The organism is Aeromonas sp. FDAARGOS 1404, from assembly GCF_019047085.1.
Classification (GTDB): domain Bacteria; phylum Pseudomonadota; class Gammaproteobacteria; order Enterobacterales; family Aeromonadaceae; genus Aeromonas; species Aeromonas veronii.
This window is the reverse complement of sequence record NZ_CP077237.1, coordinates 2,185,191-2,205,000: the sequence shown is the minus strand read 5'-3', so window position 1 is coordinate 2,205,000 and position 19,810 is coordinate 2,185,191. Positions and strand designations below refer to the sequence as shown.

The 19,810-nt window shown below is 54.3% G+C and carries 15 protein-coding genes and 2 rRNA genes (1 of these 17 running past the window's edge); 10 read left to right on the top strand and 7 right to left on the bottom strand.

Annotated elements, in window-relative coordinates; genetic code table 11:
- From I6L34_RS10280 to tcdA, 3 genes are all read left to right on the top strand, one after another.
- A 23S ribosomal RNA gene (locus I6L34_RS10280) occupies window positions 1-1,536 on the top strand (it extends 1,354 nt beyond the left edge of the window).
- A 109-nt stretch (window positions 1,537-1,645) separates the two neighbouring features.
- Window positions 1,646-1,760, top strand: a 5S ribosomal RNA gene (rrf, locus tag I6L34_RS10275).
- Window positions 1,761-1,952: 192 nt separating this feature from the next.
- The gene (gene tcdA, locus I6L34_RS10270; RefSeq protein ID WP_058056435.1) at window positions 1,953-2,789 is read left to right on the top strand and encodes a tRNA cyclic N6-threonylcarbamoyladenosine(37) synthase TcdA; all 837 of its coding nucleotides are present in this window, start codon (window positions 1,953-1,955) and stop codon (window positions 2,787-2,789) included.
- Between the two features lie 21 nt (window positions 2,790-2,810).
- Here tcdA and I6L34_RS10265 read toward each other — a convergent pair whose 3' ends face one another.
- Together I6L34_RS10265 and I6L34_RS10260 are read right to left on the bottom strand one after the other, a co-directional pair.
- Window positions 2,811-3,245, bottom strand: coding sequence for a SufE family protein (locus I6L34_RS10265; RefSeq protein WP_058056434.1), 435 nt, complete (start codon window positions 3,243-3,245; stop codon window positions 2,811-2,813).
- Window positions 3,246-3,258: 13 nt separating this feature from the next.
- Window positions 3,259-4,479 carry an aminotransferase class V-fold PLP-dependent enzyme gene (locus I6L34_RS10260; protein ID WP_058056433.1) on the bottom strand — a complete coding sequence of 407 codons (1,221 nt, stop codon included), beginning with the start codon at window positions 4,477-4,479 and terminating at the stop codon, window positions 3,259-3,261.
- A 180-nt stretch (window positions 4,480-4,659) separates the two neighbouring features.
- Between I6L34_RS10260 and rep the strand changes: the two genes are divergently transcribed.
- Window positions 4,660-6,672 carry a DNA helicase Rep gene (gene rep, locus I6L34_RS10255; protein WP_058059336.1) on the top strand — a complete coding sequence of 671 codons (2,013 nt, stop codon included), beginning with the start codon at window positions 4,660-4,662 and terminating at the stop codon, window positions 6,670-6,672.
- 2 nt (window positions 6,673-6,674) lie between these two features.
- Here the strand turns inward: rep and I6L34_RS10250 are convergent, their stop codons facing one another.
- The 5 genes from I6L34_RS10250 to I6L34_RS10230 all read right to left on the bottom strand — a co-directional run bounded on the left by I6L34_RS10250 (window position 6,675) and on the right by I6L34_RS10230 (window position 12,723).
- Window positions 6,675-8,951, bottom strand: a complete 2,277-nt coding sequence (locus I6L34_RS10250) for a bifunctional diguanylate cyclase/phosphodiesterase (RefSeq protein WP_043821401.1) — start codon at window positions 8,949-8,951, stop codon at window positions 6,675-6,677.
- 84 nt (window positions 8,952-9,035) lie between these two features.
- Window positions 9,036-9,491, bottom strand: a complete 456-nt coding sequence (locus I6L34_RS10245) for a cytochrome c5 family protein (RefSeq protein ID WP_058059337.1) — start codon at window positions 9,489-9,491, stop codon at window positions 9,036-9,038.
- Between the two features lie 197 nt (window positions 9,492-9,688).
- Window positions 9,689-10,717, bottom strand: a complete 1,029-nt coding sequence (tdh, locus tag I6L34_RS10240) for an L-threonine 3-dehydrogenase (protein WP_005340852.1) — start codon at window positions 10,715-10,717, stop codon at window positions 9,689-9,691.
- A 55-nt stretch (window positions 10,718-10,772) separates the two neighbouring features.
- A complete protein-coding gene (locus tag I6L34_RS10235) occupies window positions 10,773-11,963 on the bottom strand; it encodes a glycine C-acetyltransferase (protein WP_216956750.1) in 1,191 nt (396 codons plus the stop codon).
- A gap of 115 nt (window positions 11,964-12,078) precedes the next feature.
- Window positions 12,079-12,723, bottom strand: coding sequence for a TetR/AcrR family transcriptional regulator (locus I6L34_RS10230; protein WP_005340848.1), 645 nt, complete (start codon window positions 12,721-12,723; stop codon window positions 12,079-12,081).
- A 158-nt stretch (window positions 12,724-12,881) separates the two neighbouring features.
- Here I6L34_RS10230 and rfaD point away from each other — a divergent pair, with 158 nt between their 5' ends.
- The 6 genes from rfaD to I6L34_RS10200 all read left to right on the top strand — a co-directional run bounded on the left by rfaD (window position 12,882) and on the right by I6L34_RS10200 (window position 19,800).
- Window positions 12,882-13,841, top strand: coding sequence for an ADP-glyceromanno-heptose 6-epimerase (rfaD, locus tag I6L34_RS10225; RefSeq protein WP_216956748.1), 960 nt, complete (start codon window positions 12,882-12,884; stop codon window positions 13,839-13,841).
- A 64-nt stretch (window positions 13,842-13,905) separates the two neighbouring features.
- A complete protein-coding gene (locus tag I6L34_RS10220) occupies window positions 13,906-15,087 on the top strand; it encodes a glycosyltransferase (protein ID WP_216956746.1) in 1,182 nt (393 codons plus the stop codon).
- Window positions 15,084-16,844: a polysaccharide deacetylase family protein gene (locus I6L34_RS10215; protein ID WP_058059340.1), complete on the top strand. Its 1,761-nt coding sequence runs from the start codon at window positions 15,084-15,086 to the stop codon at window positions 16,842-16,844. The genes I6L34_RS10220 and I6L34_RS10215 overlap by 4 nt, the downstream gene beginning before the upstream one ends.
- 3 nt (window positions 16,845-16,847) lie before the next feature.
- Window positions 16,848-18,056, top strand: a complete 1,209-nt coding sequence (locus I6L34_RS10210; protein ID WP_019444992.1) for an O-antigen ligase — start codon at window positions 16,848-16,850, stop codon at window positions 18,054-18,056.
- Window positions 18,053-18,718 carry a glycosyltransferase family 25 protein gene (locus I6L34_RS10205; RefSeq protein ID WP_075116170.1) on the top strand — a complete coding sequence of 222 codons (666 nt, stop codon included), beginning with the start codon at window positions 18,053-18,055 and terminating at the stop codon, window positions 18,716-18,718. The genes I6L34_RS10210 and I6L34_RS10205 overlap by 4 nt, the downstream gene beginning before the upstream one ends.
- Window positions 18,719-18,732: 14 nt before the next feature.
- The gene (locus I6L34_RS10200) at window positions 18,733-19,800 is read left to right on the top strand and encodes a glycosyltransferase family 9 protein (protein ID WP_230848204.1); all 1,068 of its coding nucleotides are present in this window, start codon (window positions 18,733-18,735) and stop codon (window positions 19,798-19,800) included.
- Window positions 19,801-19,810: the final 10 nt, after the last annotated feature.

The window sequence follows — 19,810 nt, the reverse complement described above, 5'->3', positions numbered from 1 at the left end:
GGCGTAGTCGATGGGAAGCAGGTTAATATTCCTGCACGACTTGTAATTGCGATGGGGGGACGGAGAAGGCTAGGTGGGCCAGGCGACGGTTGTCCTGGTGAAAGTGCGTAGGTGGTGTTTCCAGGCAAATCCGGAGACACAACACTGAGACACGAGACGAACACACTACGGTGTGGAAGCCATTGATGCCCTGCTTCCAGGAAAAGCCTCTAAGCTTCAGATTACAAGTCATCGTACCCCAAACCGACACAGGTGGTCGGGTAGAGAATACCAAGGCGCTTGAGAGAACTCGGGTGAAGGAACTAGGCAAAATAGAACCGTAACTTCGGGAGAAGGTTCGCTCCTGACAGTGAAGTCCCTTGCGGATGGAGCAGTTGGGAGTCGCAGTGACCAGATGGCTGGGACTGTTTATCAAAAACACAGCACTCTGCAAACACGAAAGTGGACGTATAGGGTGTGACACCTGCCCGGTGCCGGAAGGTTAATTGATGGGGTTAGCGCAAGCGAAGCTCTTGATCGAAGCCCCGGTAAACGGCGGCCGTAACTATAACGGTCCTAAGGTAGCGAAATTCCTTGTCGGGTAAGTTCCGACCTGCACGAATGGTGTAACCATGGCCATGCTGTCTCCACCCGAGACTCAGTGAAATCGAATTCGCCGTGAAGATGCGGTGTACCCGCGGCTAGACGGAAAGACCCCGTGAACCTTTACTACAGCTTGGCACTGAACATTGAACCTACATGTGTAGGATAGGTGGGAGGCTTTGAAGGCGTGACGCCAGTTGCGCTGGAGCCGTCCTTGAAATACCACCCTTGTATGTTTGATGTTCTAACGCAGGGCCCTGAATCGGGCTCGCGGACAGTGCCTGGTGGGTAGTTTGACTGGGGCGGTCTCCTCCCAAAGAGTAACGGAGGAGCACGAAGGTTGGCTAATCCTGGTCGGACATCAGGAGGTTAGTGCAATGGCATAAGCCAGCTTAACTGCGAGACGGACAGGTCGAGCAGGTACGAAAGTAGGTCATAGTGATCCGGTGGTTCTGAATGGAAGGGCCATCGCTCAACGGATAAAAGGTACTCCGGGGATAACAGGCTGATACCGCCCAAGAGTTCATATCGACGGCGGTGTTTGGCACCTCGATGTCGGCTCATCACATCCTGGGGCTGAAGTCGGTCCCAAGGGTATGGCTGTTCGCCATTTAAAGTGGTACGCGAGCTGGGTTCAGAACGTCGTGAGACAGTTCGGTCCCTATCTGCCGTGGGCGTTGGATGATTGAAGGGAGTTGCTCCTAGTACGAGAGGACCGGAGTGAACGAACCTCTGGTGTTCGGGTTGTCACGCCAGTGGCACTGCCCGGTAGCTAAGTTCGGAATCGATAACCGCTGAAAGCATCTAAGCGGGAAGCGAGCCCTGAGATGAGTCATCCCTGACCCCTTGAGGGTCCTAAAGGGCCGTTGGAGACCACAACGTTGATAGGTGGGGTGTGTAAGCGCAGTGATGTGTTGAGCTAACCCATACTAATTACCCGTGAGGCTTAACCATACAACACCCAAGAAGTGTTCTAAGGCTTGTAACAGATACCAAGCGAACTACTAATTCAGTGATAATGACCTAGTCGTTATTCACGTCAGCTTTCTAGATTAAGAATTTGCCTGGCGGCCATAGCGCCGTGGAACCACCTGATCCCATGCCGAACTCAGAAGTGAAACGCGGTAGCGCCGATGGTAGTGTGGCATTCGCCATGCGAGAGTAGGACACTGCCAGGCACCCAATTTAAGAACCCCGCTCATCGAGCGGGGTTTTTTATTGCCTGCAATTCAGTAAATCGCCTTAATATTGACCTTTTATTCCCTCTTCCCTGCCGTTTCTCCATTTTTCCTCCTCGATTTTCTCCGCTTCTGCCATCGCCGCTGGTGTTAGTTGTCGTTATAATGGCCGCCCTCAAGCAAGGTGGTGGTATGAAAGCAGAATATCTACAGCGATTCGGGGGCATTGCCCGTCTTTATGGTCAGAGCGCACTGCGTTCCTTTAGCCAGGCCAAGGTCTGTGTGGTGGGGATCGGCGGCGTGGGCTCCTGGGCGGCCGAGGCGCTGGCCCGCGCCGGTATCAACCAGATCACCCTGATCGACATGGATGATATATGCATCACCAACACCAATCGCCAGATCCACGCTATGCAGGGGACGGTTGGTCGCCTCAAGACCGAGGTGATGGCCGAGCGCATTCGCGCCATCAATCCGGATTGCGACGTGATCGAGGTGGACGATTTCGTCACCGCCGATAACCTGGCCGAGCATGTCAAGCGAGAGTTTGACTATGTGGTGGATGCCATCGATTCGGTCAAGGCCAAGGTGGCGCTGATTGCCTTCTGCAAGCGCAACAAGATCCCGGTGATTGTCGCGGGTGGTGCTGGCGGGCAGATGGACCCGACCCAAATCACCGTAGCCGATCTGGCCAAGACCATTCAGGATCCGTTGGCCGCCAAGGTGCGCTCCGACCTGCGCCGGTTGCACAACTTCAGCAAGAATCCGGCGCGCAAATTCGGGGTGGAGTGTGTCTTCTCAACCGAGCAGCTGAGTTATCCGGATGGCAATGGTGGCACCTGTCAGGCCAAGGCAGCCAGCGATGGCACCATGAAGATGGATTGCGCCTCCGGCTTTGGCGCCGTGACACCGGTGACGGCAACCTTTGGGCTGGTTGCCGCGTCCCGGGTATTGAAGAAGATTGCCGAGCGGGGGGCCCGCGCCGAGAAAGAGAGCGAGAATGAAGAAGCCGGGTCGATTGGTGAAGCCTAATCGATCACTGAACAGCGCGGGTTAGACAGCCTGTTCCCGGATCGCCAGCACGATAGCTCTGAGCCCGTTACCTCGTGACGGGCTCAAGTGTTTCTCAAGTCCCAGTTCGGTGAAATACCCTTCCATATCAAATGCCTGGATCGCCGCAGACGATTGGTGGTTGAGTGCTGCCAGCACGATGACGATGAGGCCACGCACGATGCGGGCATCGGAATCACAGGCAAAGTGCCAGCAGCCATCCTCGCTTTGTTCTCCCTTCAGCCAAGCCTGGCTTTCACACCCCTTGAGGCGGAACTCCTCCTGCTGCCATTCGGCGGGTAGCGCTGGCAGCTGCTTGCCGAGCTGGATGATGAGCCGATACTGGTTCTCCCAGCCGTGGGCGGCGGCAAACTGCTGGCGGATGGTGTCGGCGTTGGGCTCAAGGCCAATCTGGGTATAGCTTGCGAGGTCACTCATTCGGTTGTCTGCCTTAGAAGAAGTCACAGAGTTTGTGCAGGGCGGCCAGCAGGACGTCGACATCATCCCGATTGTTGTAGCAAGCCAGCGAGGCGCGCATGGTGCCGCCGATCCCGAGCGATTCCATCAGCGGCATGGCGCAGTGATGGCCGACTCGCAGGGCGATACCCTGCATGTCGAGCAGGGTAGCAGCATCTTGCGGGTGGATGTCGTCGAGCAGGAAAGAGACCGCACCGGCGCGTTGGCCGGGTTCGCCGACCAGACGCAACCCCGGCACTTGTTGCAGGCCAGCTACCAGATAGTCGGTCAGTGCCTGCTCATGTTGGGCGAGCCATTCCCTATCTTGCGCCATCACAAAGTCGATGGCGGCGGCGAGGCCGATAGCGCCAGCGATATGGGGGGTGCCCGCCTCGAATTTGAAAGGCAGGGTATTGAAGGTGGTGCCGCTGAAACTGACCCGATCGATCATCTCGCCACCGGCTTGCCAGGGCGGCATCCGCTCCAATAGCTCGGTGCGGCCCCACAACACACCGATGCCGGTCGGGCCGTAGAGCTTGTGGCCGGAGAAGGCGTAGAAGTCGCAACCGATGGCTTGCACATCGACGTCGAGATGAGCCACCGCCTGAGCACCGTCGATCAGCGTCACGGCGCCAACCGCCTTGGCGGCAGCCACTATCTCTTTGACTGGATTGACGGTACCGAGGGCATTGGAGACGTGGGCCACGCTCACCAGCCGGGTCCGTGGCCCCAGCATTGCGTGATAGGCGGCCAGATCGAGATCGCCCCGCTCATCGAGGGGGATCACCCGGATCACCGCGCCGGTACGCTGGGCGACCAGTTGCCATGGGACGATATTGGCGTGGTGCTCCAGCGTACTGAGGATAATTTCGTCCCCCGCCTTGAGCTCGCTCATCCCCCAGCTCTGGGCCACCAGATTGATCGCCTCCGTGGTGCCACGGGTCCAGATCACTTCGTGGCTGCGAGGCGCATTGATAAAGCGGGCGACCGTTTCGCGGGCAGCTTCGAAGGCGCGGGTAGCGCGGCCACTCAGAGCATGGGCGGCGCGGTGCACATTGGCATTGTCGGCCCGATAGTAGTGAGCGATGGCATCCAGTACCGTTTGAGGCTTCTGGGTGGTGGCGGCGTTGTCCAGATAGACCAGAGGGTGGCCGTTTACCTCCTGCGCCAAGGCCGGAAACTGGCTGCGCAGTTGGTCGTGCTGTTGCTGATTCATGCTCCCCTCATCATCTGGAAAAAGTCATCATCTCGAAAGGTCGGCCATGATCCTGAAAATAGCGCCCGAACACAAGGCGGATAAGCCCGATGGGCGGTTGCCTGCCGTGCAGCAGGTACGGCTCGTCGGGTGATTTCTGGTACAATGCCGCCCCTCATCATAAGCCAAGAGATCCGGCCCATGAAGCTCAACCCCAATCAGAACGAAGCGGTCAAGTATGTTTCCGGCCCTTGCCTGGTGCTGGCGGGGGCCGGATCGGGCAAGACCCGCGTCATCACCAACAAGATTGCCTATCTGGTGCAGCAGTGCGGCTACAGTGCGCGCAACATAGCAGCGGTCACCTTTACCAACAAGGCGGCGCGGGAGATGAAGGAGCGGGTCGGCCAGACCCTGGGTCGCAAGGAGGCGCGGGGGCTGATGGTCTCCACCTTCCATACCCTGGGTCTCGATATCATTCGTCGTGAGCACAAGAGCCTGAATCTCAAGGCGAACTTCTCCCTGTTCGATGACACCGACCAGCTGGCGCTGCTGAAAGAGTTGACTGAAGACGAGCTCGACAACGACAAGGACAAGCTCTCGGCCCTTATCAGCCAAATCTCCAACTGGAAGAACGATCTTATCCTGCCGGCCCGCGCCATGCGTATTGCTCGCGGGCCGGAAGAGGTGTTGATGGCCCAGCTCTACGAACGTTATCACCGGCAGATGGTGGCCTATAACGCGCTGGATTTTGACGACCTCATCGTGATGCCGACCCTGCTGCTCAAGAGCAATCAGGAGGTGCGCGAGCGCTGGCAGAACAAGATCCGCTATCTGCTGGTCGATGAGTACCAAGACACCAACACCAGCCAATACGAGCTGGTGAAGCAGATCGTCGGCGAGCGGGCTCGTTTTACCGTGGTAGGGGACGATGACCAGTCCATCTACTCCTGGCGAGGTGCCAAGCCGCAGAACCTGGTGCTGCTGAGCGAAGATTTCCCCAGCCTCAAGCTGATCAAGCTGGAGCAGAACTACCGCTCCAAGCGGCGGATCCTCAAGTGCGCCAACATTCTGATCGCCAACAACCCCCACGTCTATGACAAGGCGCTCTTCTCCGAATTGGATGAGGGGGTGAAGCTCAAGGTGCTGTTCGCCAAGAACGAGGAGCACGAAGCGGAGCGGATCGCCGCCGAGATGATGGGACACAAGTTTATGAACCGCACCCGGTTCAAGGATTACGCCATCCTCTATCGGGGCAACCATCAGTCGCGCATCTTCGAGAAGGCGTTGATGACCAACCGGATTCCTTATCGCATCTCCGGCGGCACCTCGTTCTTCTCCCGCACCGAGATCAAGGACATCATGGCCTACCTCAAGCTGCTGGTGAATCCGGATGAGGACACTGCCTTCCTGCGGGTGGTCAACCTGCCGCGCCGCGAGATTGGCCCCACTACCCTCGAAAAACTGGGTCAGTATGCCAATCAGCGCGGCAAGAGCCTGTTTGCCGCCAGCTTCGAGCTGGGGCTCGAGCAGCACCTCTCCGGGCGGGGCCTCCTGGCCCTGCAGGCATTCACCAACTGGTTGGTACGCCTTGGCGATCAAGCGCTGCGTGGCAATCCGGTGGAGGCGGTGCGGGACATGATCAAGGAGATCCACTACGAAGAGTGGCTCTACGAGACCTCCCCCAGCCCGAGAGCGGCCGAGATGCGGATGCAGAACGTTTCTACTCTCTATCGCTGGATCACCGAGATGCTGGAAGGGGATGAGCTGGAGGAGTCGATGACGCTGGCTCAGGTGGTCACTCGCCTCACCCTGCGCGACATGATGGAGCGCAACGAGGGGGAAGATGATGCGGATCAGGTGCAGTTGATGACGCTGCATGCCTCAAAGGGGCTGGAGTTCCCCTATGTCTACATGGTGGGGATGGAGGAGGGCTTGCTGCCCCACCAGACCAGCATAGATGAAGACAACGTGGAGGAGGAGCGGCGTCTCGCCTACGTGGGGATCACCCGGGCCCAGACCGAACTGACCTTCACCCTCTGCAAGGAGCGGCGTCAGTTTGGCGAGTCGGTACGGCCAGAGCCGAGCCGCTTCTTGCTGGAGCTGCCGCAGGATGACCTTGAATGGGAGAACCAGAAGAAGGTGACTGCCGAGGAGCGCCAGCAGAAGGGGCAGGTCGGTGTTGCCAACCTGCGGGCGTTGTTCAAGAAGGATTAACCCTAAGGATTGGCCGGGGTCAGTAGCGGTACTATGTCTGCTCCCGGCATGGGCGGTGAGATATAGCGCCCTTGCCCCATCCTGCAGCCAATATCAATCAGCTTCTGCAACTGCTGCTGGTTCTCGATCCCCTCGACCACCAGGGTGTAATCGAGATCCTGACAGATATCACGCATGGCGCGGATCAGCGCCAAATCTTTGGGCGATTGCAGCATCCTCTGGGTAAAGCTGTCATCCACCTTGATGTAATCCACCGGGAAGTGGAACAGAGCGTTGAGGGAGGAGAAGCCGGTGCCGAAATCATCGAGGCTGATCTGGATGCCCTTGGCGCGCAGCTCGTGCAGGGATGCCAGCGCATCGGAATCTTGCCGCGACAGCTCCCGCTCGTTGAATTCAAAAATCAGATAGCCGGGGGCGACCCCTTCCTCTTCGATAATTCCCATCAGCCGCATGATGTGGTCATGGTTGACCAGATGCTTGCCCGACAGATTGATGGCGACCTTGAACTTGCTCTGCCCGGAGATTGGCAGCCAGTTCTTCAGTTGCTGACAGGTGTGGCGCAGGATCTGGTAATCCAGCTCCAGAATAAGGCCGCACTGCTCCGCCAGCGGAATAAAGTCGAACGCATCCTTCAGAATCCCCTCCTCGGTCAGCCAGCGCGCCATCACCTCCAGTCCGGTCAGGCGGCTATCCTGCAGCCGGATCACCGGCTGGAAGTAGGGGACGATACGCCCCTCCCGCAGGGCTCTGGCCAGCATCTCTTCCGGCGAATTCCAGTTCTGGTTGATGCAATCATCCGAGTAGCTGACGATGCGACTGCGACCATTGCGTTTGGCCTGATACATGGCCAGATCGGCCTGATGGAGCAGCTGGCTGATATCTGAGGTTTGCTCGGAGACGCTCGATACCCCAAGGCTGACGGTAATGCTCAACTCGTTGCCGAGTAGCCGGAACGGGTAGGAGAGACGGCTGATAATGCGGTTGAGCACCGGGCTGATGTCATCGTCGCTCTTGCTGCTGTCCAGATAGATGACAAACTCGTCGCCCCCCAGTCTGGCCACCAGATCGTTTTGCCGGATGCAGGTTTGCAGGCGGCGGCTCACCTCCTTGAGCAGCTGATCGCCAGCGCTGTGGCCCAGGGTGTCATTGATCTGCTTGAAGTGATCCACATCGATAAAAATCACCGCGAATCCCGGCGATTTGTAGCGGTTGTAGTGGGTCATGGCGTGGTTGAGGTGGTTCATCAACAGCGCGCGGTTGGGCAGCTGGGTCAGTGGGTCGTGAAGCGCATCGAATTGCAGCCGCCGTTCCAGCTCCTGATGCTGCTTGAGCTGCTTTTGCAGCCTGAGGTTGGTCTGACGCAGCTGTTGCAGCCGCTGGTTGATGGAGTCCTCGGTATTGATGTCGTTGAGTTGCTGGCGGATCCGCCTCAGCTCCAGCAGCAGGGTGAGCTGGCCACGCAGAAAGTCGAGAAACAGCTTGTCGTCGGTCTCCAGCGGTTGAGCCGTGCTGATGATGAAGTGAGCGAAGTACTGTTGTTGTAGCCGCAGCGGCATGCTGTGCCAGTAGCGTGACTCCCTGCTCACCTCGATATTGCTGGTGCTGTGGCACAAGCCGCTGATGAACTCGTCTCCCTGATGGGGATGGGCAGGGTAGATCTTTTCCAGCTTCTGACTGGTTAGCCTGACCAGCAGCATGTCCTCGATGGTGAGCATCTGGCGCAGTACCGCCTCCAGTTGGGAGAAGAGCGCCTGGGCCGGCAGGGTATTGGCGAGCCGCATGATGCGGCTGATGCTCTCGATTTTCTTTTTCCAGTTCGGGTCTTTGCGGATCAGCGGTGAAGGGAGCTCGGTGAGATGGGATCCCGCCTGGGTTTCGGTCAGCCGTTTGGCCAGACACTCCAGCAGCAGACGCAGGGTTGGCAGGTCGGCTGGTGTGCCACGCGCCAGCAACCACTGTATCTGGCCATGCTCGATGGGGAAGACGCACCACCCTTCGGCTTCATCCAGCTGGGTGAGTTGATCGGTGATGCGGGACTGCTCACGGCCCAGCTGTTGCTTGAAGATATCGCTGACCTTGTAGGCGTAAAGCCAGTTCAGACCGGTATCGGAGAGGCCCAGCATGCCGAAATGTTGCAGCGGGCAGAGTTGGTCAATCTGCTGGATCAGGGCATCGTAATCGTCAGACGTGGCGGTTTGTGGCGCCGGGAAGTCCATAATGGCAGAGACCAACGCCAACAGAGGAGTTGAGTAGTGGGGTTCGATGGATTGGGCCGACATGTGCAACTCCCGATATGTCTACCTTACAAGAGTAGTCGGAAGCCGATAGATTGAAAGGGCCGCAATTGCGGCCCTTTCAAATACTTACAGCTTGTCGATCATGTAGTGGATGGCGTTTTCAATCTCTTCATCACTACAGTTCGCACAGGTGCCGCGCGGAGGCATCATGCCGGACTTGCCGGTAAAGCCTTCAATCGCATGTTTCTTGAGAGTATCAATGCCCTGGGCGATGCGAGGATCCCAGGCTGTCTTGTCACCCCGTTTGGGGGCACCGGCGGCGCCGGTGTCGTGACAGGCAAAGCAGGCGCCCTTGTATACCGTTTCGCCATCGCGGGGACCGGAAGAGGCGGCCGCCGTCGGTGCAGCACTCGCGCCAGCAATACCTTCCAGATCCTTGGCGGTATAGACCTGACCGATTGGTTTGATCCGATCGGCAATGGCCTCCGGTGACATCTCATCGGCAGCAAGCACTGCCCCAGACAAGCTGGCGGCCGTCATCCCGACAGCCAGCAAATAGCTCAGTTTTTTCAACACGCTCATATACTCCCAGCAGTCTTTTATTATCCATGTAAACGACGGGATTATAACCGAATAGTTACAGCCATTTAAACGCTTGTGTGTGAAGTGTTAAACACTCTGCGTACAAAGTTTTGGCCGATATCACGGCAATTTGGGTGGTGGAGATAAAAAGAAACCCGGCATTCGCCGGGGTTCGGGTAACCAAGGGGTGAAACGGCCTATTTATCCCAGCTCAGGATCACCTTGCCGGAGTGGCCGGAGCGCATCGCATCGAACCCCTGCTGGAATTCGTCGATGTGGAATCTGTGGGTGATGATGGGGGAGAGATCCAGCCCGGACTGGATCAGGCTGGCCATCTTGTACCAGGTCTCGAACATCTCGCGGCCATAGATCCCTTTGATAAACAGCCCCTTGAAGATCACCTTGTTCCAGTCGATGGCCATGGTAGAGGGGGGGATGCCAAGCATGGCGATCTTGCCGCCGTGGTTCATCTTGTCGAGCATCTCCTGGAAGGCGCTCGGGACGCCGGACATCTCCAGCCCCACGTCGAAGCCTTCGGTCATGCCCAGTTCGCTCATCACGTCAGCCAGCTTCTCCTTGGCCACGTTGACCGCGCGGGTGGCGCCCATCTTGCGGGCCAGCTCCAGCCGGTATTCGTTGACGTCGGTGATCACCACGTGGCGCGCACCCACATGACGGCAGACGGCGGCGGCCATGATGCCGATGGGGCCTGCCCCGGTAATGAGCACATCTTCACCCACCAGATCGAAGGAGAGGGCGGTGTGCACCGCATTGCCGAACGGGTCGAAGATGGCGGCCAGCTCGTCCGGGATATTGTCCGGCAGCTTGAAGGCATTGAACGCGGGGATCACCAGATATTCGGCAAAGGCACCCGGGCGATTGACACCAACACCAATGGTGTTGCGGCAGAGGTGAGTGCGGCCAGCGCGGCAGTTGCGGCAGTGACCGCAGGTGATGTGCCCTTCACCGGAGACCCGATCGCCGATGGCGAAGCCGCGCACCTCCTGACCGATGGCGACCACTTCCCCAACATATTCATGGCCGACCACCATGGGTACCGGAATGGTCTTCTGGGACCACTCGTCCCAGTTGTAGATGTGGATATCGGTGCCGCAGATGGCGGTTTTGCGGATCTTGATCAGCAGATCGTTGTGGCCGAGCTCGGGGGCCGGCACATCCGTCATCCAGATGCCGACCTCTTTGTGCAGTTTGGAGAGTGCTTTCATGGCTGTTCCTTCAATATGAATGCAGAAAAAAGGGGCTGCAGCCCCTTGATTCAAATCAGATAACGTCGAGTTCACGGCCGATGCGGATAAAGGCGTCGATCGCCTTGTCCAGCTGCTCGCGGGTGTGGGCGGCAGACATCTGGGTGCGAATACGCGCCTGACCCTTGGGCACGACCGGGAAGGAGAAGCCCACCACATAGATGCCGGCTGCCAGCATGCGGCTCGCCATTTCGGAGGCGAGTTTGGCATCCCCCAGCATCACCGGAATGATGGCGTGGTCGGCGCCAGCCAGAGTGAAGCCGGCGGCGCTCATCCGCTCGCGGAAGTAACGGCTGTTCTCTTTCAGGCGGGCGCGCAGGTCGTGACCTTCCGCCAGCATGTCGATCACCTTTATGGTGGCAGAGACTATGGAGGGGGCCAGCGAGTTGGAGAAGAGGTACGGGCGGGAGCGCTGACGCAGCCAGTCGATCACCTCTTTCTTGCCGGAGGTATAGCCGCCGGATGCGCCGCCGAGCGCCTTGCCCAGGGTGCCGGTGATGATGTCGACCCGATCCATCACGCCGCAATATTCGTGGGTGCCGCGACCGTTTTCGCCGATAAAGCCGACGGCGTGGGAGTCATCCACCATCACCAGCGCATCGTATTTGTCGGCCAGATCGCAGATGGATTTGAGGTCGGCGATGACCCCATCCATGGAGAAGACACCGTCGGTGGCGATCAGCTTGAAGCGGGCGCCGTCGGCATCAGCCTGCTTGAGCTGGGCTTCCAGTTCGGCCATGTCGTTGTTGGCGTAGCGATAACGCTTGGCCTTGCACAGCCGCACGCCGTCGATGATGGAGGCGTGGTTGAGGGCATCGGAGATGATGGCATCTTCGGCGCCGAACAGGGTCTCGAACAGACCGCCATTGGCATCGAAACAGGAGGAGTAGAGGATGGTATCTTCGGTGCCGAGGAAGGCAGACATCTTCTGCTCCAGCGCTTTGTGCTGATCCTGGGTGCCACAGATGAAGCGCACCGAGGCCATGCCGAAGCCGTGGCTGTCGAGTCCCTGATGGGCGGCAGCGATCAGATCCGGGTGGTTGGCCAGCCCAAGATAGTTGTTGGCACAGAAGTTCAGTACCTGCTCACCGCCGACGGCGATGCTGGCCTGCTGGGCGGAGGTGATGATGCGCTCCTGCTTGTACAACCCTTCAGCTTGCACCTGGTTCAGTTGCTCGGTCAGGTGACGATAGAATCCGTTAGACATCCTCGATCCTTAGTGGCTATTTCAGCTGCGTATCAACAGAGGGCGACATTTTACTGCAATCTGTTGCGGTAAATTCAAATGATTGTGCTGATATTCAACAAATGTGAAACAGATCTCACCCAGCTGGTTGGGCCAGCTGGCGGTAGTGCTGTTCCAGCTGCTGGATCTGTCCGGCAACCTGGGGTTGCACATAGGGGCGCAGCAGGAACAGCACCTTCAACACGCCCTGATAGAGCAGCGGTTTGGTGATGCGGGTGTTGGGGGCCTGGGCAATCTGGAACGGGATCCAGCAGGTCACCACCATCTTGATGGTCTGGCCCAGATCTGGCAGGTCTTCATCGCTGACATCTATGATGCCGCCTTCGCGCAGACTCCTGAGCAGGGCGACCACGGAGGAGCGCATCTGCTCCTGGGCCTTGAGGTACTTCTGTTGCAGCGGTTCGTCACGGCTCAGGATGTCCGGCAGGTTGGCGTAGAAGAAGCGGAACTGCCACATCAGATAGAAGATGGCATCGAGATAGCCCATCAGATCCTGCAGAGTGATTTCACGGTTGCGGGTCGGCACGAAGCTCTCGCTCAGGTGACGGGCATACTGGTCGAAGATGGAGTGGATGATGTCTTCTTTATTGCGGAAGTGGTAGTAGAGGTTGCCCGGGCTGATACCCATGTGCGCCGCAATGTGGTTGGTGGTGATGTTGCGTTCACCCTGATCGTTGAACAGCTCGGTCGCGCTGTGAATGATCCTGTCTCTGGTTTTCATCACTCATTCCTCCAACAGGTTCCGCTCGGGGCAGTTTTGAACAAGGTCGAATCCCCGGACGGCCCGTGATAAACTTTTCGGCAATTTCAAATTGGCTCACTATACACAGCTTTAACAAGCAGTCACATGTAGCCATCAACGTACGAGAGGCAAACTCCATGATCGTAGTAACTGGCGGTGCTGGCTTTATCGGCAGCAATCTGGTCAAGCAGCTGAACGCTCAAGGACGGACCGATATCGTGGTCATTGATGACTTGACCGACGGCACCAAGTTCGTCAACCTGGTCGATCTGACCATCGCTGACTACATGGACAAAGACGAGTTTCAGGCGCGCATCGTCTCCGGTGACGAGTTTGAAGAGTGGGACAACGGCATCGAAGTGATCTTCCACGAAGGCGCCTGCTCTGCTACCACCGAGTGGAACGGCAAGTTCATCATGGAGGTCAACTACGAGTACTCCAAGGATCTGTTCCACTACTGCATCGAGCGTGAAATCCCGTTCATTTACGCCTCTTCTGCCGCGACCTACGGTGGCCGCAACGACAACTTCATCGAAGATCCCAAGTTCGAACAGCCGCTCAACGTCTACGGCTACTCCAAGCAGCTGTTTGACCAGTACGTGCGCCGCTGGATGCCGGAGATCAACTCTCAGGTCGTTGGCCTCAAGTACTTCAACGTCTACGGCCCGCGCGAGCAGCACAAAGGCTCCATGGCTTCCGTCGCCTTCCACCTCAATACCCAGGTGAAGAAGGGCGAGAATCCCAAGCTGTTCGAAGGTTGCGATGGCTTCCCGAACGGTGGTCAGATGCGTGACTTCATCTATATCGACGACGTCTGCAAGGTAAACCTCTGGTTCTGGCAGAACCCGCAGCACTCCGGCATCTTCAACTGCGGTACCGGCCGTGCCGAGCCGTTCCAGAACGTGGCCGAAGCGGTGATCAAGCATCATCAGAAGGGTTCCATCGAGTACATTCCCTTCCCGGATCACCTCAAGGGTCGCTACCAGAGCTTCACCCAGGCTGACATGACCAAGCTGCGCAGCGTGGGTTATGACGCCGAGTTTAAAACCGTTGCCGAAGGGGTAGCGGATTACATGACCTGGCTCAACCGGGCCTGATTATTCGCTTTTGCGGAATGGCCGCCAATGAGGCGGCTTTTTCATTATTTCCTATGTGGTTAGCATGAAGAAAAAAGTTTTATTTATAATGGAAACATTGGGCGGAGGAGGCGCCGAAAAGGTCCTTATTGAAACGCTTAAGCGTTTGGATTTTAGTAAATACGCTATTACGCTGCTGTTATTAAGGCGTGAGGGTGTATATTTATCTCAAGTTCCTAAAAATGTAAAAGTAGAATTTCTGTTGCCGACCGAACCATCGGGGTTGTTTCAGCGTAGAATTTTTTTCTCTATTAAAAAACGCTGGTGGAATTTCGTGCTAAATAGCAAGTGGTTAGCAAATATCGTATTCAATGAACGATATGATGTTGGTATCGCATTTTTGGAAGGGAATAGCTCTCTGTTGTTATCGCACCTGAATTCTGTTGTTCGAAAGATAGCATGGGTCCATATAGACTTGTTGTGCCATCAAATTCTCTCCAGAAAAATTGAGCGTACCGTTTATAAAAAAATGGATAACATTGTCTGTGTCTCTAAAGGTGCACAGAATGCATTATTGAAATTGTATCCTGAAGTGAAACCATATACTCAAGTGGTTTATAACCCTGTTGATATAGAAGGCATAATGCGGAAAAGTCATGAGCCTATTACGAGTGAGGGGAAAATAAAAGTTATTGCTATTGGACGGCTATGCAATGCCCAGAAAGGATTTGACATCTTGCTGGCTGCTCATAAAATAAATATTGATGCAGGGGTTAAATATCACCTTACTATTTTGGGAGAAGGTGATGATAGAGCTGGGTTAGAGTCATTTATCAATATTAATAATATTGGTGATAGTACGAAATTACTTGGATTCAAGGAAAATCCATATCCATATCTTGCTGATGGCGATCTATTCGTTATGTCCTCACATTATGAGGGTTACCCAGTTGTACTCGTAGAAGCAATGGCATTGGGGAAGGCCATTGTATCGACAAATTGTACTGGACCTAATGAAGCTCTCGATGGCGGGAAATATGGTGTTCTCGTTCCTGTCGGGGATGCAAATGCGCTTGCATTGGCAATACGAAAAATGATTGAAAATCAAAAAATGCTATCAACATATAGTTCCTTATCGAAGGAGCGAGCCAAGATTTTCAATCTCCGAGAGAGTATGAGGCAGATCGAGCAATTATTAGATGGGGAGAGCAAACATCCTTCCAGTTGCACTCTTCATTCGAGTCTTGCGAACGGAGGTGTAGGGTGAATATATTGATGGCACTCTCCCAGCTCGAGGTAACGGGAGCTGAGGTCTATGCCACCACGGTCGGTAACGAACTGACCCGGCGTGGTCACAACGTCTTTTATGTTTCTGATACCCTGACCAAGCCGACGCTTGGTCCCGTCTTCAAGCTGAGATTCAACAAGCGCAGCATTCTGCGCCGCTTCTGGCACGTCTTTTACCTCATCTATCTCATCAAGAAGCACCATATCCAGTTGGTGCATGCTCACTCCCGCGCCTCCGGCTGGAGCAGCTATGTCGCTTGCAAACTGACTGGCACACCAATGATTACCACGGTTCATGGTCGCCAGCCGGTGCACGCTTCGCGCAAGGCATTCCATGCCCTTGGGCTTAGGGCGGTTGCCGTTTGTGAGGATATTGCCCATCAGATTGTCGACAATCTGGGGGTGGATCCCGCGATCGTGCAGGTGCTGCGCAACGGTATCGAAACCGACAAATTCCAGCCTGTGCCTGCGCCGGATAATCCAAAGCCGGTGATTGCCATCATCGGGCGCCTGAGCGGCCCCAAGGGGGAGCTCTGTTACCGTCTGCTCGACGAAGTGCTCGATCTGGATGCCTGTCGAGTGCAGATTGTCAGCGGTACCAAGGTGCCAGAGCGCTTTGCCCGTTTCGAAGGACGCGCCGAGTTTGTTGGCTATGTTGACGATGTGCCCGCTCTGCTGGCGAGTTGCGATCTGGTGATCGGCGCGGGTCGGGTTGCGATGGAAGCACTGCTCTGTGGTCGACCCGCCTTTGCCATTGGTGAAGCCAGGGCCATTGGTCTGGTGACCGAACAGAATCTGGATGATGCTCTGGCGAGTAATTTTGGCGATATCGGCCCCAAGGATCTGGCCATCGATTTTGCCGCGCTGAAGGGCGAAATCGAATCGGCCCTCGCAAGCAAGGTGGTGCCGGAAGCCATTCGCCAACGCATTCAGGATGAGTATGGCTTGCGGGGGGTAGTATCCGGCCTCGAAACCATCTATCAGGATGCCGTAGTCGAAACCCTGCGCCGCGAGATGCCCGTCATCATGTACCACCGCTTTATCGAGCAGGATAGCGAGAAAGGGGTGCACGGCACCTGGATGCCGATCGCTATGTTCGAGAAGCATCTGCGCCTGATGAAGTGGCTCGGCTACGAAACCCTGACGTTTAGTGATTTGGCGGACAAAGGCTTTATCCACCGTCTGCAATACGGCAAGAAGTACCTGATGATCACCGCCGATGACGGCTATCAGGACAACCTGACCCGCATGCTGCCGCTGCTGGAAAAATATGGTTATAAAGCCGTGGTGTACGTGGTCACCGGTGAAGGCTATAACCGTTGGGATGTGGAACATCCGACCAATCCGGATACCAGGGTCTCATTGATGAGTGGTGAGCAGGTCAAGGCGTTGGCCGCCAGCGGTTATGTAGAAATTGGTGGTCATACCCTGACCCATCCCCGCTTGAGCAAGCTCACACCCGAACAACAAGCCCATGAAATTCAGGAGAATAAACGCCAACTGGAGGCCCTGCTTGGTCATCCGTTGCTCTCGTTCGCCTACCCTTACGGAGATATGAACGAGAGTGCCAAGGAGCAGGCTATCACCGCCGGGTATCGTTTTGCCGTTGCTACCAATAGCGGCCCCAAAGCAATGCACCATGACCCTTTCCAGATCCGCCGGATCGCCATCTTTCCCCGCACAGATGTGTTTGGGTTATGGCGCAAAATTCGCGGAAATTATGTATTCAGGAAGTAATCAATGTCTTCAGTCTTACAGGTCAGGATTGATCGTCTGACCACAGCACTTTTTTCCTTGACCTTGGCATTTACATTTTGTGGGCTTTTTTTACTACCTAACGGCAAGACAATCCTTTCCAATATGTTGGTTATCTCGATTTTGGCTGGCATTGTGAATCTGGTCATTTGTAAGAGCAGGGATGTAGGGCTACATGATCGTCGCATTCTATGGCTCTTTCTTGGGTATGCTGCTTTTATTCAAATAAACCGTCTTATTCATGGTGATCAGTATGGAGTTATGCGTAGTCTTGGCTATGTTGCCTTATTCGGCCTCTTGGTACCGAGAAAAGAAATCGTTCTAAAAGTTAGCCGATACGCCATCATGCTGGGTGGAGTGGGAATGGGCTGTATCAGTTTGTGGCAACAGTCTCAGGGTGTCTATAGGGTTGAGGGGTTTACTAATGCAATCCTTTTTTCACAGGCAAGCTTGGTGATAGCTTTGTTGGCTTGGGGGCTATACACAGAGGTGTCGATTGCCAGATGGGAGAAGGCGGGGGCTTTGTTATCTGTCTTGATGGCGCTCTACAGCCTCTATGTATCGCAGAGCCGTGGTGTTTGGCTGGCATTTATGACAATTGTTGGCTTGATGGTGATTGTTAAGGCAATAAAAAAACCACTAAAATATATTGTTTTTTTGCTTCTGATATTGGGCAGCGGAACCGCTTTTTACCACCAGAGTTCTGTGTTGCAAGAACGAGTTCAGGCTAGTATCTCCGATCTCAGTAACGCAGAGAAGGGGCAGTATGATACCTCTTGGGGGCTACGCCTGGTTGCATGGCAGGGAGCATGGCAAGGCTTTCTAACCTCACCCATTCTTGGGGTGGGAACTGATGGGTTTGATGCCGTAAAAAAATCACTGGTTGCATCCGGTGTTAGCTCTCCTTTATTACTCAATCCTGTGTTGGCCCATTCTCACAATCAATATATGCAAAACTTGATCATTCGTGGGACGGTTGGGGGCGTGGCACTGCTATTATTCTTGGGATGGCCCATGTGGTGGGCGGTAAAATGTTGGGGTGTGAGTTCAGTTGGTGTATTGTTACCACTTTCCTTTGCCATCGGCAGTGTAAGTGATGTTCCATTTGAGCATCAAAATACATTGTTACTATATGCGCTGGGGCTGTTGTTCATATGGCTTTGTGGTCTAAATGATATTAGAGGTACTCGATGATTCCAATTTTTGTCATCAGTTTGTTGCGAAGCCATGAGCGGCGTGAAGCTATTGAGAAACAAATGGCTCGTTTAGGATTGTCTTTTACTTTTTTTGATGCGGTAGATGGAAAGTTACTGAATGATAACGATCTCTCTAAGGTCGATCTGAAGCTGGCTAAGGTCTTTTGTGGGCATTCCTTAAGCTTGGGTGAAGTGGGTTGTGCATTGAGTCATATCAGACTCTATGAAATGATGGTAAAAAACAATATAGATAAGGCTATCATATTAGAGGATGATATCCATCTTCACATGCATTTCAAGAATGTTGTGGAGGGGGCGATAAAAAAATCATCTTCAGAAATTATATTTATTCATCATGGAAAAGCAAAGCAGTGGCCTTGGGCTAGGAAATTACCAGAGGGTTATCGCTTATCCCGTTATCTTCGACCGAGTAAAAAATCAAACAGAGGAATTATATCGACAGCTGGATATATATTAAATCTGGCTGGTGCGCGAAAGTTATTGAAATGTGCTTATCCTGTAAGAATGCCATCTGATTACTTGACGGGACGGCTTCAATTAAATGCACTTAATGCGTCAGGTATTGAACCATGTTGCTTAGATGTGGGTTATTTTGATACGACGATTGATGATCGTAACTATGGTCAACATATAAAGTAATTAAGGTAATAGTTGTGATTAGAACTTTTCAGCTGTGGAGAGATGCACTTCGCCGCAAGCTTGGTATTTTATTTTTTGATCGTCATTTATCAGTGAGATCGTCATCACATGGTGCCACTGTTTTTGTTAGGTGGGATGCTAAGCTTGGTGATGCAATCGTCTCTTCCTGGGTAGCAAGGGAGATTAAAAATAAATTTCCGGAGCGGAAAGTCTATGTCATTACCAGCTCTGAAATGGCACCATTGTTTAGAGACTTTTTTAACTTTGATTACGTCTTTGAAATACCCAAGAGGGCTGGCTATATGGAGCTCAAAAAATTAGCCAATGAAATTGGGGATGTGGATTATCTTGTGCATTTTAGCCAAAAGATGAAGATGAAAGACCTTTATTTCATCTCCAAAGTTGGGAGCAAAAATGTAGCAGGAGTCGATGATGAGCTTGACTGTATTAATATCAAGCTGGGCCAAAAAACAGCAGGGATGCACTTCGCTAAGAAATTTAAGGTGCTGTTGGAGCATATGGGGATTGCTAACCCTGATACCAGTTATATAGTTCCTTCGTGTCAGGGGGTTGAGGATAGGGTTGGCTCTTGGTGGCCAAGTAATAAAACGTTGTGCTTCAATCCATATGGCAGTGGGACATCCCGTTGTTTCAGTGTTGAGAAAACCATAGCGTTAATTAACACGATGCTTGATTCATCAAATTACAACATTTGTCTCTTGTATCCACCTGGGCGTGAGAGGGACGTTGAACGAATTTTATCTCATGTTTGTGACCCAACCAGGGTTGTTAGTGATCATGAGAAACCATCTTTGGCTGCGCTCTTTGCACAGATAAGGCATTGTGCCGGTATGGTATCGGTGGATACTGCAACAGTGCATATTGCAACAGGTTTGAATAAACCTGTTCTTGGTATTTACAATGATAATTTCGGGATGCCAGAAAATGTGGAGTGGCATCCAAATAATCCTCGCTCAAGTGTTATCTACGCAGAAACTAGGTCTGCACAACAAGACGTAAATTTTATAAACGTTGCTGAATTTAAAACAGTATTCAACAAATGGGTGGCTGATTATCTATAGAGAGTTGGGG

Bases quoted from the DNA above. Each gene is read 5' to 3' on its own strand.
- tdh (WP_005340852.1), bottom strand. From the start codon at position 10,717: ATGAAAGCACTCTCCAAACTGCACAAAGAGGTCGGCATCTGGATGACG.
- rfaD (WP_216956748.1), top strand. From the start codon at position 12,882: ATGATCGTAGTAACTGGCGGTGCTGGCTTTATCGGCAGCAATCTGGTC.
- I6L34_RS10210 (WP_019444992.1), top strand. From the start codon at position 16,848: ATGTCTTCAGTCTTACAGGTCAGGATTGATCGTCTGACCACAGCACTT.
- I6L34_RS10260 (WP_058056433.1), bottom strand. From the start codon at position 4,479: ATGAATCAGCAACAGCACGACCAACTGCGCAGCCAGTTTCCGGCCTTG.
- I6L34_RS10235 (WP_216956750.1), bottom strand. From the start codon at position 11,963: ATGTCTAACGGATTCTATCGTCACCTGACCGAGCAACTGAACCAGGTG.
- rep (WP_058059336.1), top strand. From the start codon at position 4,660: ATGAAGCTCAACCCCAATCAGAACGAAGCGGTCAAGTATGTTTCCGGC.
- I6L34_RS10230 (WP_005340848.1), bottom strand. From the start codon at position 12,723: ATGAAAACCAGAGACAGGATCATTCACAGCGCGACCGAGCTGTTCAAC.
- I6L34_RS10250 (WP_043821401.1), bottom strand. From the start codon at position 8,951: ATGTCGGCCCAATCCATCGAACCCCACTACTCAACTCCTCTGTTGGCG.
- I6L34_RS10205 (WP_075116170.1), top strand. From the start codon at position 18,053: ATGATTCCAATTTTTGTCATCAGTTTGTTGCGAAGCCATGAGCGGCGT.
- tcdA (WP_058056435.1), top strand. From the start codon at position 1,953: ATGAAAGCAGAATATCTACAGCGATTCGGGGGCATTGCCCGTCTTTAT.
- I6L34_RS10245 (WP_058059337.1), bottom strand. From the start codon at position 9,491: ATGAGCGTGTTGAAAAAACTGAGCTATTTGCTGGCTGTCGGGATGACG.
- I6L34_RS10265 (WP_058056434.1), bottom strand. From the start codon at position 3,245: ATGAGTGACCTCGCAAGCTATACCCAGATTGGCCTTGAGCCCAACGCC.
- I6L34_RS10220 (WP_216956746.1), top strand. From the start codon at position 13,906: ATGAAGAAAAAAGTTTTATTTATAATGGAAACATTGGGCGGAGGAGGC.